13 protein-coding genes are annotated in these 15,318 nt (G+C 41.3%); 5 read left to right on the forward strand and 8 right to left on the reverse strand.

Annotated features, from left to right (window positions below):
• Nucleotides 1–3: 3 nt before the first annotated feature.
• A complete protein-coding gene (locus BGP78_RS14665; protein WP_119862069.1) occupies nucleotides 4–453 on the reverse strand; it encodes a hypothetical protein in 450 nt (149 codons plus the stop codon).
• 332 nt (nucleotides 454–785) lie between these two features.
• Between BGP78_RS14665 and BGP78_RS14670 the strand changes: the two genes are divergently transcribed.
• The 3 genes from BGP78_RS14670 (at nucleotide 786) to BGP78_RS14680 (ending at nucleotide 6,178) form a co-directional block, all read left to right on the forward strand.
• On the forward strand, nucleotides 786–3,908 hold the full coding sequence (locus BGP78_RS14670; protein ID WP_119862070.1) for an efflux RND transporter permease subunit: 3,123 nt from the start codon (nucleotides 786–788) through the stop codon (nucleotides 3,906–3,908).
• Between the two features lie 8 nt (nucleotides 3,909–3,916).
• Complete coding sequence (locus tag BGP78_RS14675; protein WP_259386321.1) at nucleotides 3,917–5,032, forward strand: efflux RND transporter periplasmic adaptor subunit; 1,116 nt, start codon at nucleotides 3,917–3,919, stop codon at nucleotides 5,030–5,032.
• 210 nt (nucleotides 5,033–5,242) lie between these two features.
• Nucleotides 5,243–6,178, forward strand: a complete 936-nt coding sequence (locus BGP78_RS14680; protein WP_259386323.1) for a glycoside hydrolase family 16 protein — start codon at nucleotides 5,243–5,245, stop codon at nucleotides 6,176–6,178.
• A gap of 8 nt (nucleotides 6,179–6,186) precedes the next feature.
• Here the strand turns inward: BGP78_RS14680 and BGP78_RS14685 are convergent, their stop codons facing one another.
• The 6 genes from BGP78_RS14685 to dapE all read right to left on the reverse strand — a co-directional run bounded on the left by BGP78_RS14685 (nucleotide 6,187) and on the right by dapE (nucleotide 13,120).
• On the reverse strand, nucleotides 6,187–7,791 hold the full coding sequence (locus tag BGP78_RS14685; RefSeq protein ID WP_119862073.1) for a winged helix-turn-helix domain-containing protein: 1,605 nt from the start codon (nucleotides 7,789–7,791) through the stop codon (nucleotides 6,187–6,189).
• A gap of 145 nt (nucleotides 7,792–7,936) precedes the next feature.
• A complete protein-coding gene (locus BGP78_RS14690; protein ID WP_119862074.1) occupies nucleotides 7,937–8,257 on the reverse strand; it encodes a YdbL family protein in 321 nt (106 codons plus the stop codon).
• Nucleotides 8,258–8,268: 11 nt separating this feature from the next.
• Nucleotides 8,269–8,448: a YnbE family lipoprotein gene (locus tag BGP78_RS14695; protein ID WP_010361581.1), complete on the reverse strand. Its 180-nt coding sequence runs from the start codon at nucleotides 8,446–8,448 to the stop codon at nucleotides 8,269–8,271.
• Between the two features lie 5 nt (nucleotides 8,449–8,453).
• Entirely contained in the window at nucleotides 8,454–11,003 is a 2,550-nt protein-coding gene (locus BGP78_RS14700) for a YdbH domain-containing protein (protein WP_119862075.1), read from the reverse strand.
• Between the two features lie 312 nt (nucleotides 11,004–11,315).
• Nucleotides 11,316–11,762 carry an Hsp20 family protein gene (locus tag BGP78_RS14705; protein WP_119862076.1) on the reverse strand — a complete coding sequence of 149 codons (447 nt, stop codon included), beginning with the start codon at nucleotides 11,760–11,762 and terminating at the stop codon, nucleotides 11,316–11,318.
• Nucleotides 11,763–11,935: 173 nt separating this feature from the next.
• Entirely contained in the window at nucleotides 11,936–13,120 is a 1,185-nt protein-coding gene (gene dapE / locus BGP78_RS14710) for a succinyl-diaminopimelate desuccinylase (protein ID WP_119862077.1), read from the reverse strand.
• 307 nt (nucleotides 13,121–13,427) lie between these two features.
• On the opposite strand from dapE, the gene BGP78_RS14715 reads away from it, so the two are divergent.
• A complete protein-coding gene (locus BGP78_RS14715) occupies nucleotides 13,428–14,078 on the forward strand; it encodes an OmpW family protein (RefSeq protein ID WP_119862078.1) in 651 nt (216 codons plus the stop codon).
• A gap of 52 nt (nucleotides 14,079–14,130) precedes the next feature.
• Here BGP78_RS14715 and BGP78_RS14720 read toward each other — a convergent pair whose 3' ends face one another.
• Nucleotides 14,131–14,667 carry a thioesterase family protein gene (locus BGP78_RS14720; protein ID WP_119862079.1) on the reverse strand — a complete coding sequence of 179 codons (537 nt, stop codon included), beginning with the start codon at nucleotides 14,665–14,667 and terminating at the stop codon, nucleotides 14,131–14,133.
• Nucleotides 14,668–14,801: 134 nt separating this feature from the next.
• On the opposite strand from BGP78_RS14720, the gene BGP78_RS14725 reads away from it, so the two are divergent.
• On the forward strand, nucleotides 14,802–15,290 hold the full coding sequence (locus BGP78_RS14725; RefSeq protein ID WP_119862080.1) for a hypothetical protein: 489 nt from the start codon (nucleotides 14,802–14,804) through the stop codon (nucleotides 15,288–15,290).
• The last annotated feature ends 28 nt before the right edge of the window (nucleotides 15,291–15,318 follow it).

Genomic DNA, 15,318 nt, shown 5'->3' on the forward strand with positions numbered 1-15,318 from the left:
AGGCTAACCACTCTCTTTTATCTTGTTTTCACTCAACTTATAACGTGTAAAGAAATGACTGTCGGTTTCAGAATAATCAGGACAGATAAAATATCCAACATCACTCCTCACCGCACAAGGCTGTTTATGATGCCCATCTTCCCAATACAGTACCGCATGACGTATAAATTCCGAAAAATATGAATGGTCCCACTCATAGTGGCAATAGCCATGGTGATCAGATAAATAAGGAGAGTAGTTCTCAACAGTTTCGTCTTGCTGTGTATTCTTATAATGCGCGAATACTTTGGCATCTTGCTCTGCGGTTTTTTCATCCACAAAATAAGCAATATCTCGCCGAGGAGGCAAAGCTTGCGGCAACCCAAACTTTTCAGTCACGGACGAACACTCAACAACAAGCCAAGATACAAAGTGTGCACCTATTTGATGATCCCACTTCAGTGCAATATACATAATTATTCCTTTATTAAAATAACGCGCACCAAAATAATGCGCGACTAAAATTTTTACGCTGTGAATATTACAAGAAAATTATAATAAACCTAACTCAATACTCTTTATTATAAAGAATATTTTATATTTACTTGTTTCAACTCATAAATTACGAACTTTTAATTCAGAAATATTAGATACACAGTAAATTTGTTACAAAACATTACACCAGCATGTTCAAATTACGATAAATCACGATAAGTGACAAGCCGATGAGTTTTTATATTTTTCAAACTAGTCAATAGCACAAATTTATTTAATAATTAAACTGCAACTGAATAATGGATATCGCGATGAACTTAACACGCAGTTCGCTAAAAAACCCAGCGAGTGTAATTGTCATATTGGTACTGATCATGCTTTTTGGCACCATCAGTATTTTTAAACTCCCTCTACAATTAACTCCTGACATTGAGCAACCTCAAATCACAATATTCTCAGGATGGCGGCAAGCGGCGCCTGAAGAGGTTGAATCAATGATCATTGAACCCATTGAAAATGCGGTAAAAAACACCCCCGGTGCATTAGAAGTTAGTACAAATATCAGTCGAGGTTCTGGCTTTATTACACTTACCTTTGCTGTTGATGCGAACATGCAACAAGCCATGCTAGATGTGCTTACTAGCCTGAATCAGGCCCCTCCTCTGCCGCTTGATGCGATAGACCCGGTTGTAACTGCTGGTGGAAATGGAGGCGCTGGCTCTGGCGGATCCACCGCAGCAAGTTTAATGGTTGTGCCTTTGGCTTATAGTTCAGAGTCACTCGACATGGCGCAATACCAAAAGCAAATAGAAGATATCATTGAGCCACGGCTTTCCCGTATTCCAGGGGTCTCTCATGTAAATATGTCAGGCGAGCGCCCTCGGGAGCTTAGGGTTACTTTTGATCCTTTCAAAGCAGCCTCTTTAGGTATTAGTTTAACAAATATTCAGCGCACTCTTTCTAGCTCGACTGACGTCTCTGGGGGTATCGCCGATGTAGGTCGGCGACAGTACACAGTTCGATTTACTGGTAAATACAATGCTGATACGCTCAGTGAAATGCGTGTAGGCTATTCAAATGAACGACCTATTTATTTAAAAGATATCGCCACAGTCGAAGATACCTTAACCGATAGGCGCTCAATGGCGCTACGTAATGGTAAACCTTCTTATTATCTAACGGTGTCAAGAAATAATGACGCGAACACCGTTGCGGTGCTTGATGAAATAAATCGCGCTATCGATGAATTAAATAACGGCGCTTTGTTAGAAGCAGGGTTAGCGCTTGAGCTAAGTTTTGACTCCTCAGTACACATTCGCAATGCCTTACAACTCGTAAAAGGCAATTTAGGACTCGGTGTTTTATTTGCATGTGGCATTATGTGGCTGTTTTTCAGAGGGTTAAAAACCACCTTAATTATTGCCGCAACGATCCCTGTATCATTAATGGTCGCTTTCTTTTCCCTCAATATTTTTGACCGTAGCTTAAATGTCATTTCACTGGCAGGCTTAGCGTTTGCGGTTGGCCTAGTGCTGGATGCAGCCATTATTGTTCAAGAGAATATTTCTCGATTACGCACGTTAGGTGAAAACCAACGTAAAGCGGTACTAAAAGGGGCAACACAAGTAGCAGGCGCATTATTTGCTTCAACAGCAACCAGTGTTGCCATTTTCTTACCCATTATGTTCATGGCGGGAATTGAAGGGCAATTATTTTCAGACCTCGCGCTCACCTTATCCATCGCCGTGATCAGCTCATTAGTATGCGCATTGACCATTATCCCGATTGCCAACCAATTTTGGCCAGAAAAAAAGCCGGCCGTTGACCCATTCGACACCTATTGGTCAACGCTGACTGCATTTATAAAAAAGATTACAAATACCAGGATAAAACAATGTAGTTGGGTTGTAGGGCTACTGGGTGGATCACTGTTAGCAACATTCACATTATTACCAAAAACTGACTTTATGCCTCGCGCTCCCACTGACGGATTCTTCTATTCTTTAAATATTCCACCAGGTGCAAACCTCGGCTTTCTGGAGCAAGAAATAGGGCAGAGAATAAAAGAGCGCCTGAAGCCATATCACGAAGGAACAAAACTACCAAAAGTGAAAGATTACAACTTTTACATTGCAGGCTCTAACGGCGGTGGATTTATTTATTCAGATGACCCTAAACGCGTTGAAGAGTTAATGGAAGTCGCTCGAAATGAAATTTTTCAAGACCTACCTGATACTCACGTATTCCTATTCAGAGGGTCAATGATCCAAGTCTCAAATGGTGGAGATGGTCGAGCGCTCAATATCGACTTAACAGGCCCTAACATGGATGAACTCATTAGTGGAGCTAAAAAAGTATTAGAGAAAGTGAAGAGTGAACTCCCCAACGCAACCGCACAACCTCAACCAAGCTTAGATATGGCTGAACCTGAACTTCGCCTTCATCCTAATGACAGACGTATTACCCAAGCTGGCTTGACTCGTGACGAAGTTGCACGTGCTGTACAAGCGTTTACAGGTGGGTTATTTATCAATGAATACTTCAATGGCAATGAGCGGATGAATGTAATTTTGCGCTCTGAACCTTGGTCATCACCTGAGCAACTAGAGGCGCTTCCTATTGTTACGCCAATGTCGGGGACGCAAACACTGGGCGAATTAGTAACCATAGAACGCACTGTTGGCCCGAGCCAGTTACGCAGAGTCAATGGCAAACGAACAGTATCTGTGATGATCACGCCGCCAGAAACAATGAGTTTGCAGGAGGCGCAATCGATACTCATGACTCAAGTCATGCCACATATAAAAACCTCAGTACCAGACAGTGTGAGCGTCTTACTGGCAGGTAATGCAACTAAAATGAGCTCAGCAATTGAAGAAATGACGCTGAACTTCCTACTTGCATTATTCATTTTATTTTTACTAATGACTGCGCTATTTAGGTCGGCTAAAGATAGTCTGTTAGTACTTTTGGTCATGCCGCTGGCTGTCGCCGGTGGAGTTATCGCCTTGTACATACTAAACTTGTTTGCTTTTCAATCTCTTGATTTACTTACCATGATTGGTTTTATTATTTTACTCGGACTAGTAGTAAATAATGCCATTCTTTTAGTTGACCAAACTCGCAGTGGCGAGCGCCAAGGCCTTGAGCGCAAAGATGCTGTAGAGCAAGCAATTCGCTTAAGGGCCAGACCTGTCTATTTGAGCACATTAACCAGTTTGTTTGGTATGTTACCCCTTATGCTTGTGCCCGGTGTTGGCTCAGAAATTTATCGTGGCTTAGCAACTGTTATAGTCGGAGGCATGGCGATTAGCGCTCTATTTACGTTAATCTTAATGCCTAGCTTATTGCTATTGGGCCGCTCCAAATACCCTAGCATGTCAGACCAAGTTTCAAAAGAAGCCCAAGTTGTAGACTTGGTTGCTAATAAATAAAGAGGCGCATGATGCATCATACTCAACAATCTCATTTATCCCCATTAACTCGCCTCGCTAAAGCAGCCTTGTTAACTACGGGCTTATTTTGCACGGCAGTCAATGCGGCGGCACCTGTTGCTGTCGAACGTATTACTCAAGCGAATTTACAGAGCCAATTTACCGTACACGGGACTCTCTATGGCAAACAAGATGTGCGATTAACAGCCGGTGTCAATGGCCTGCTAACGTATGTGGCCGAACCAGGTAGCTTAGTACATAAAGGGGATATATTAGCGAAAATAGACACTCTACCTTTAGAGTTTCAACACGCTACTCAACGAGAAATGCTCACGAGAGCAAAAATTAACTTACGTTTTCACAAGCAAGAATTAAGTCGCTTGAAAAAACTCGCTCAGTCTAGTAGTGCCGCGGCAAGTCAAGTTGACCAAATCCAGAATAAACACGACTTAGCACAATCAGATATCGCACTTGCAGAAATTGCCCTGCAGAGAATAGCCGACCAAATTAACAGAGCCACCTTAACAGCACCGTTTTCAGGTGTTGTCAGTGAGCGTTTTATACAGTCTGGTGCAGATGTCAATCGTGCGGATAAGCTCATTAAGTTAATCGACATCAACAATTTAGAAGCTCGGATCTACATTCCCATAAAATATTTGAACTACATACAGCAAGGGCAATCTCTTCCCATTACAACCACTGATAGCACACCAAGTCAGCCTACCAATTATGCAAAAATCACTGCAATTATTCCTGCCACAGATCCACGCTCACAGTCATTTGAGATACGCGCAACCCTTGAAAAAGACACCGACTCACTTTGGGCTGTAGGGCAATTAGTTAATATCTCCGTACCTTTAAAAACAGATAATACGTCTTGGCTAGTCAATCGAGATGCATTGATTTTACGTAAAGACGGCGTACATATTGTAAAGATAGACGACCAAAACACCGCTCAAAAGGTCCCTGTTCAAGTAGGTAAAGGTAAAGGTAAGTTAGTGGCTATTACCCCACTCAGCGCAGGTTCATTATCAGTTAACGATACTGTTGTTGTTTTAGGTGCTGAGCGATTGCAAGCAGGTCAAGAAGTAGAAGTACAACAGCGAGCGAAAAACAGCAGCTAAATACTTATTAAGTAAAGTTACTAGCCCAATGAGTAAGTGCTCCCCATCAGCCTTACTCATTTTCATTATAAATTAAAGCTCATATAATCAGATGATTAAAAATAATTAACCGTCCCCATATTGTTATTTAATCGTTTTTAATTAGCTCTTTTTCAACCAGCACATTAAAAATAAAAGCCCGAAAAAAATAAAATAAATTAAAGGCTTTTAATGATGTATAAAACACTTTCTATCACCAGTATGTGCTTGCTTGGATCGCTGCACCTATGTGGGAGCGCTGCGCAGCTATCGCCGGCAGAGCAACCTTCTCGTCAATTTATGTTTGATGACTTTAACTATCAGAGCTTTAATCAGGCGCAAAAAAATGGCTGGATGGTACGCACAGAAACCGGACACCCAGGTATCAAAGGGGCGCATTGGTGGAAAGAAGGCGTGACTTTTCACCCTGACGAATTAAACCATGCTAATTTTGTAATGCGCTTAACGTCAAAAACCGATGGCACAGCGATCAATACCCGGCAAACGCAGGTTTGCCATAAACGTAAATACCGAGAAGGCACCTATGCCGCACGCGTTTATTTCAATGACCAGCCTCAATACGGCCCAGATGGTGACGGGATAGTAGAAACATTCTATGCCATTAGCCCACTCAAAGCGCCAATGGATAAGAATTACAGTGAGATGGACTTTGAATATCTCGCAAATGGTGGCTGGGGTGAAGGAAACCACGCATTATTTGCCACTTCATGGGAAACATTCCAACTTAAGCCTTGGACTAAGGTCAACCAATACGACGCTGTACGCAATAGCCTGCAAGGCTGGAATTTATTAGTTCTACACGCCAAAGGCGACACCCTCAGTTACTACATTAATGGCGAACTGTTTGCGCAACACGGACCTGAAGTATTTCCTGAAGTCCCTATGTCTATCAATTTCAATTTATGGTTTATACAAGAGCAATTAGTAAAAAATCCAGCGATGCGCCAGTATTATCAAGATGTTGATTGGGTATACTTTTCGAAAGATACCCAACTCACTAGCCAGCAAGTTATTGAGCAAGTCACGCACTTACGTAAGAATAATGTCACGCATCACGATACAGTGCCCGACTGGTCACCGAAACAAGATGACTACTGCAGTTTATAACGATTAAGTTAATTTACACTGTACACAGAAGTGTGGTTAAACCACGCTTCAACTCGACTTATCAATAATTGATTATCATTATGCTGCGCAATCTTTTTAGCTTGCAAAGCATACTGCTTCGCTTTGTCTTCATTCAATTGGCTACGTGCAATATCGGCTTTGGCTAAATACACCCACACTAAGTTAGCTTGCGCATTACTGCGCTCTGCAATAGTCAGTGCTTGGTTTAGGTAACGCGTACTTTCATCAAGCTCTAATTGCTCAGCCGCAACTTTTGCCAGCTCAATCAGCGCGGCTGTTTGCCCGTAGGTGCTATTAAACTCTTGATGATAGCTCAAAGCCAAGGTCAATAACCGTATGGCTTGTACATACTGACCTTGCAACCTTTTTATTTTCCCAAGTTCCTCGTAAGAATACGCAATAAATAGCTTATCCTGTTGCTGTTCAGCCAACTGTTTAGCAAGGGCTATATGCTCAGAAGCCTGTTGTAATTCACCCTCTCTATCATCGGCGTGTGGCCAGTTAATTTTTAAATACCCAATCATGAGATACGCTCTGATCAACTCGCGGTTTTGCTGTGTACCTGCCAGTTGTATATTTTCTTTGAGTAAGGCTATGGCCTCATCTTGGCGAGATGTATTGGCATAACTTGCCGCTAGGTATCGTCGAGCAGCTAATAATTCATGATTGCCTTGCAACGCACTTGCGAACAGCGGTGTAGCCTGCTCAAATTCATTTTTTAAATACAGCTCAACACCACGTGCAAAGGCTTCATTACTAAACACATTCTCATGAAATTGAAAATTGTTTGGTTGATAAGAACCAAATCGTTTAGCGACTATTTCTATAAGTTCATCAAAAGCAACGTTAACCGTTTCTGCATTAATAACGCCTCGCTCGACACTATGCTCTGTATGAATAAAATAATGAAGCTGATAATCGAGTGGGAACCCGGTTAAACGTGTTTTCACCAATAAATCGGCCTCTAACTTCGCCCTTAACGGGTAAATATTGCCGCCTGAAAATACATGTCGCTTATCAATCTCTAATCGCTCTAATGCATAGAGAACATGGCCACTGCCAATCACATCAAGTTCACTCGTTTGTGCCAACCTTTGATTTAAATATTCAAGGCCTTGCACTGATACCCAATTATGTTCTTTATCTTGCATTGCGTTATCCACTGGCAATAATGCGATCGTCAGCTTTTGGGAGGTAAACATACTTGTAAAAAGAGCCGAAAATACAAGGATAATAGCGGCAACAATACCAACCTGAAAAAATGGCTTTTTATAAACTGGACGGGATGTTGAATCACTATACGACGCCAGCTCTGCTACCCATTGGTAACCATTGCGCGGGAAGGTTTTTATAATATCGCTACCAAATATATCTCGGAGTTCTTTCACCGACTGAGCGAGTACTTGTTCTTGCACGATGACATCATGCCAAATATCGTCAAGCAGCTCTTGCTTGCTCACAATACGGTCACGCAGGTCAATCAGTTTCACCAACACTTGCAGCGTTTTGCTACGAATGACAATACGCTCTGAACTGGTTAAAACCACACCGGTTTTTAAATCAACGGATAAGCCATTAATATTGTGTCGCATGCCAAAAATATTCAAGAATTATAATAAGATGAGTATTACAAAAAAGGGGGGAAACAGGAACTACTATTACACTTTCGCGATAAACTTACTGCAAACCAAATAGAGTGTGATAAACACTCTATTTGGTATATGACATATTGTAAGGTTATTTTTTGATCCACTTACCCTTTACTTTTATAAAGTGCCCTGACGCCGTTTTTTCTACCGCCTTTTTTCCAGCAAGTGTTTCAACTTGCGCTAAGCTCAAGTTGTTTTTTTGTGCTAACTGCTGATATTTACTTTTTCTTTTTGCATTCACAGATTTAATCAATGCCTTTGCTTGAGCATTTTGACTAACCAGCGCTAAATACCCACTTGAAGTTTCGCCGACAAGACCTTGTGACTTTGCACTATTTAAAGTCAGCGCAAACGCGGAAAAGGTCATTCCTAACGCAATCAATGCCAATACCATACTGTTCATTTTCATTATGCTCTCCTTTAAAATAATTCGCTGTCATCGCTAAATAAGTCATCTAACTCTTTATCAACTTTCACACGTATTTCATGATCGACTTTCACATTTAAGTTGATTGTAATTGGCTCTTTCGTTTCAACCTGTACTTTGTGAGTACACGCCGATAACATCAGCACACTCATTAACGCTATCATCCATTTCATTTAAGTTACTCCGATTTAGTTAGTGCTTGTTCTACTCGTTGCGTTATCTCATCACTTAATCGCAATGCCCGAAACAAAGTAAATATATTTTCAGAATGGGTATAATTAAAATTAACAGGCTGCGCTTGCGCTTCATTTTCACCGGTTATTTTAACCCCCAAAGTAAGCCACCCATCTGGGGTCAGATTTACATCACTCATTAGCGTGTTAACCGTTAGATTATCAAGTAGTCCAATGACGGTTTCCAAGCTAGGCTGCTGTGCTTTTAATGCGTCGACAGACGCATTATTCTGAACCAACAACTGACCAACATCAACATTATATAATTGGCCATTTTGAATACTGACAGCCCCATTGTTAAGCAATATTGGAAGTTTCCCCGATACCTTACCAGACAAAGCTATACCTGCATCACGACCGGCTTCAGCAAGCATGCCTAAATCTAAATTAGACAATAGCACCTCTAAATCTTGCTGCTCTGAAAACAAAGCAAACTGCGGCAAAAACACTTGACCATTAAATACATTCGCCTTGATATTGCTGACTATTGCGCCCTGTGCATTTAGCATATAGTCTGCACTGAGGTTCGACAGAACAGCACCTGAGCGTACCTGCTCAATCTCTAGTTTAGAATTAATTATGTTAATCTCACCTGAACTCAACTCACCTGAAAACGCGGTAATAATATTTTCTACATAGTGACTGTCATACAAGACTGACGCATCGCTCAATTCTGCGCTAAAGCTCGCGTCTTGAGTGTGTATATCACCATGAATTTTCCCATTTATTGTGCCTGACGAAAGCTGTAACTTAGGCGCTATGCCTATTAACAAAGGCTGTAAGCTTTGAATGGGCTGTTCTGCAACTGTTATGGTAAATGGGTGACGCTGTGATAGTAATTGATGCTCTAACAATACCGATAAATCAGCATATTCAACAATGTGCTCTAGTGACAAAGTACGATTAAAGTGACCTTGAGTCTCTACCTTTATATTGTCAGCTCGAATGCCACCCAACAGTAAAGCATCAATACGTGTGTTGCCGTTAATCTCTATTGATAAATCGCCACTTTTAAGCTCATCAATATCAAACTGTGAACGTAATGCAAACTGCTGCTTAATGGTATCTATTTGACCCGCGGGCAAGTGCAACTGAGCAGCAGATGAGCGCACTGATATATCAAGTTGCTGCTGCGCATCTATGGATAGACCAGCTTCAATCACGAGATCATCTAGCTGGTTATCTTGAACCGTGATCGCATCACTTATTAAGGTGAAGTTTGCTTCTAACTGATACTGTTCAGCATAAGCCCCGGAAAAATCAAACGCCAAATTGACAGCATCAAATTGTGAGTCGACCTGACTCACTCTATTACTATGTGCTTCACCTGATCCAGATATATTAACCCTATCAAACACTAAATCGCTGGCAGCCGTAAACTTAGCTTTGAATGTATTTTCATGAAACACCCTATTATTGACCGCTACTTGCGGTGCTTGAAGCCTAATTTGATGCTCAGATGTAAACTGCCTGTCTTGCACTTTTACCGTGACATCATTTGTCAACTGGCCGAGTGTATTGGAGTGATGATGCCAACGCCCCACAAAGTCGAGATCCATGCTTGCCAATTGCATTTGAAAATTTTGAATGATGATCTCATCAGAACTTGCATTCGTGGCTATGACTTTTGGCACTGTCATTGTAGAGGGTGTCATCACTAACTGATTTGGCAATGTTATGATATAGGGTTTATCCAAAGTACTTTGCACATAGTCAATATACGCTTCAGGCACCCCACTTTGACATTCATTAAGCGTTACTTTGGTTTGCATTTGGCTCAGGTCGATTAAAGCTAAAGGTGTTTGCAAATCAATCTCAGCAGATAAACTACCGCTCACTTGGGTGTTTGCGCGACACTGCGGCTTTAAATACGCGCTAACAGCCTGTATATCTGCATTAATTTGGGCAGACATACCATCATAAGTAAGCAGTAACTTACCTTTCAGACTATTTAAATAAGGCGCAGAGTAACGCTGTACCAACGGGCTTATTAATTCAATTGAAGTCGTCATAGAGCTACCAGCTAGTGATAATTGCGCGTGAATATCCCCAGCTAATAAAAATTCATTCAGCGCGGTTTCCTGTAAGCTAAATGATAGTGGGTCAGCTAAGGCTTCACTTATTACGCTGATATTATCAATATTAAGCAGTGGCCTGTTTGCCAGCAACGGAATGTTTAGCGGGCGTGCTTGAAACCCTCCTGAAGCGCTAGCCTTACGCCTGTGCTTAATCTCCATTTTGGTTACATTTATCTCGCTCACCGACGCAATGACATCACTTATCCTCACGGAGAATTCATCATGTTCAACACAGAGCTGGGTAATTTCAATTTTATTAAACGCGTTAAACGACCACGATAAGCACGTTATAGAAAAGGCTGGTGGAAGTACAAATTGATTAACGGCTGCACGCACTAAAGCATGCTTGTACCCATACAAACATGAGAGCGTAAGTAAACTCACCCCCACCCACATATGCCAACGTTTTAATCCCATACCCAAAGCTCTCTGGTTCCAATACTCAGCCTGATCTCACTGTGCATCTTACGACACTTTAGTAGCGAAGTATTCGAGATAATGTAAGAAGTTGTAGTAAATACAGAAAATTAAATGAAGTAGGATGATGTATTGCAGGTGAGAGAGTCGCGTTAATCATGAGTGTGTTGACTGAACACTCGCCATTAAAATATTCACTAAAAACGCTTTATTTCAGAATGAAAAATGCCAGTGTAAAGATCACACTGGCTAACATTACTTAAGGTACAAACTTGGGAGAAATATGTACTAATAAAAAGGTTATAGAAAAGTTTATTTGTCTTCGAGTAGCTTCCCTTTACCAATGGTAATCTTTTGCGGCTTTAACGCCTCTGGGATCTCTCTTTCTAAATCAATAACCAATAAACCATTATCTAATTGTGCTGAGATCACCTTCACATGATCACCTAACTGAAACTTGCGCTCAAAGTTACGCTCAGCAATGCCTTGATGAATAAATCTTCTTTCTGATTGCCCGGCCTTATCAACTTTAACGCCCGACACTTTCAGTGTATTGTTTTCTGACTCAATGCTTAGCTCTTGCTCTGCAAAACCTGCAACAGCCATCGTAATTTGGTATTTATCTTGATCCAGTGCCTCTATATTATAAGGCGGAAAACTCGGCTGCTTATCGGTGCGCGCCGCGGCATCCATTAACGATGCTAAATGATCAAAACCGATGAATGAACGATAAAGTGGTGATAAATCTACTGTACGCATAATGCTATCCTCTAAATTAAGCGATAAATGATGTTTTTCTTCATAAAGAACCAAAAACAACAAAATAAAAATATAAAAATCATTAAGTTAAACAAGGACCCTACTTGAGCCGCCCTCATAACTCTATCTATGGTCGCTTACAATTTTTTCAAGCAAAAAGCGTAAAAACATTTTTAAAGTTTAGTATCAAGCACAAAAAACTCTTTTAAAACATTACTATATATGTCCTCTATTTTTTCTAGATCAGCCACTGAAACATGCTCATTTACCTGATGGATCGAATAATTACGTACACCACACTCAACCACTTGCGTATTATCACCAGAAAAAAATCGACCATCTGACGTTCCACCCGACGTGCTTAAAGTCGGATATTGTGATGTCACACTGGCAACAGCCTTTTCAACCAATGATAAAAAACACTGTGTAGATTTCGTTCCAGTATAATAAGGCTCGCAGGGCCGTTCCCAAGCGATATCAATATACTTACCCCACTTACCCAAAAACGACTGCACTAAATCTTGTACTTGGCATGAGTTATATGCATGGCTATACCGCACATTAAAAGTAATCTCACAGTCACTGGGCACCAAATTATCAACAATATTGGGCACCGAGATCCCCGTTACTTGTAAATGTGTTTTTGATCCAGCCTCGTCTTTCCACCAAGTCATATTGGCCAATGCTGCGACAATTTCACCCGCTAAATGTGCTGCATTTGTGGTGTTTTCAGGGTAAGCAACATGTCCTGCTTTACCACGCACTGAAATACGAGCAGATAATGCACCACGTCGCCCGTTTTTTATGGTATCCCCGACAGATAAATCTGAAGTTGGCTCGCCAACTAAACAGCCATCTAATCGAATATTCTGCTCCCTTAAGTACGCCGCGATACGTTTAGAGCCATGCTCCGCTTCACCCTCTTCATCAGATGTGATCAGCCAATAAAATGTGCCTGTCGCTTTTTTTGCTTGTTGGCATAAGCTTTTCGTGGCACTGAGCATCGCAGCAATGCCCCCTTTCATATCAGCAGCACCACGCCCATAAACACAACCATCAATGATATCTGCACTGAACGGCTCAACAATCCATCCTTTAGGATCCGCAGGAACCACATCGACATGACCTGCAAACGCCATCGTTGGCCCAGGACCAAAACAGCACTTTGCAATCACATTTTTCACCCCATATTGTTCGGGTAAAAAGTGAATATCAAAACCGAGCAGTGCTAATTCATTAGCAATCGCGTCTAATAGGCCCGCATCTGACGGGGTAATGGAAGGTGCTTGAATCAATGACTGTAATGTTTCTACAACACACCGTTCTTGTGAACTTTGTAACGCATTTTGCTGAGCCATGGTTGTTAATCGCCGAAGACTAAATACTGGACCCATTACAACCCTGATTTATTGCAATTTCATGGCCTTTTTACGGCACAACTATGACAAATACATATGAAGAATAAGCGCCAGAATCCGTTTGGAGTGGCATCCACCTAGTGCACATCACGCTAAAATGGCCTCAAAAACTTAATCTAAATCAAACTTTCAGAAATTTCTGAAAGTTTGCGTTGTGAAAATTGATCTAGAACAGTTTTATAAAATAATTCAGCCCTATGATAAGCCCAACAAAGCAAATTACCTTGCAGACGTTCAGGAGATGAAGATGAAAAAACTTAGCGCAGTATTACTATCAACGCTTTTAGTTGCAACCCCATTTGCTCAAGCAAAATTAAGCGTGAACGTAGGTGCTATAAACGTAAACCCAACCAGTACGGCCTCTGCCATAGATCAAAATACAGCCCTTGGTTTGGTTGCTGACTCAGATACTCAACTCGGTATCACGTTTGACTATCAATACTCTGACAACATCGTATTTGAATTAATCGCAGCAACGCCATTTTCACATACCGTAGATGGTGCTGGAGGCCTTCAGGGCGCTGAAATAGCAAAAGTTAAACATTTACCACCGACGCTATTAGCACAGTACCACTTCCTCGATGCTGGAGCTAAATTTAGACCTTTTGTTGGCATAGGTTTGAACTATACCGTGTTTTTCGATGAAGAGCCTACCGCTGCACTGAAAGCAACTTTAGGAACAGATGATGTGAAAGTTGACCTCGACAACTCTTTTGGTTTAGCAGTACAAGCAGGGTTTAACTACCAATTAAACGATAAGTGGGGCCTTCACGCTATGCTATCTAAAATGGATATCGACACCGATGCCACCGTTTATGCCAATGGTCAAAAAGCCCTAACATCAGATGTCGAAATTGACCCGGTCGTTGCTATGTTTGGTGTTAAATACGTTTTTTAATCTAGATTTTTTACAGTACTTTTCTCAATCGCAAGGCCACGTCTGTGGCCTTTTATTTTGCTAAATTATTGTTTTTCTTTTCTTCCAGCATTGCTTTCCAATGCACAATCTCTGCCGGCATAGTAGGAGCGTCCCCTTCATAACCTGCTACCTCTAGCATTTCTTCGATCGCTACAATGCCTTTCTTATGACGAAATACGCCTCGAACAAACGCAATGGCATGCAACCCCCTCTCTGAATGAAATTTCTGTTCAATATAAAAGTACTTATGATCCCAACCAACCAACTGAGTCGTTACAGTAAATTTTTGAAAAGGTTTAATGTCGCGTATGTAGGTGATTGCTGTTGCGTTGACGATAGGAAACCAGCGACGCTTCATAACTTCACTAAACAAGCCCATTCTCTCAGTCATCCACGTGCGCGCTAAATCCATAAACGCGAGGTATCTAGAGTTCGTTAGGTGTAAATTAATATCACAATCACTCGGCATCACCTTAAAGTCTATATCTACTGGGTCAAGCACAGACTGAGTGTGGTGGTTTTTTCTGATCCGCCAAAGGAGTAACAACAAACGAAAATAGAGGTTCATAAAGTGGTCTTACCAATAAAAAATAGTGGGCAATATTAGCATAGACTGTTGCACTAACAAGTATTACTTGATCCCGATAAAACACTCTACTAATCTTAACTGAACAATATAACAATCTGATCATAAGGAAAAACATGCAAAAGTTGACACACTTATTAGCTGCTGTGTTCCTAACAATTTCGCCTTTGAGTTATGCCGACTTTGACTTTAAAGGACCTGGAGAGTTGCGCTTTCCCACGGGTGTGTCTGATGGATTTTACTTTGGGTTTGGTTGGGACGAGGCCGCAAAAAAATTTCGAATTGGGCCAAAGCAGTACACCATGTCAGATATACCAGACTCGTATTCGATCGCCATAACCCTAAGTAAAGACGGCAGTAACGTATGGATCCAAGAGTTTTATCAAGGCTTTATTGAAGAGTTTCAGTGGCAGTTAGGTAACAACAAACTCACGCTTAAAAAGGGAGATTTTGGTAAAAGCGTGAAAGGCAATTACGTCCTCACCCTCAATGGCACAGAATACTTTTTTGAACGCAACAATATCAGTATTGATGTGGTATTCGATAACGCTGATATCAAACACATTAAACTAGAGGGGGTAATAAAAAATATGGGGACTAAATAGTGCCAATTGCATTAAATCCTGAACTGTT

Origin of the sequence: Pseudoalteromonas sp. MSK9-3 (assembly GCF_003590335.1) — a bacterium.
Lineage (GTDB): Bacteria > Pseudomonadota > Gammaproteobacteria > Enterobacterales > Alteromonadaceae > Pseudoalteromonas.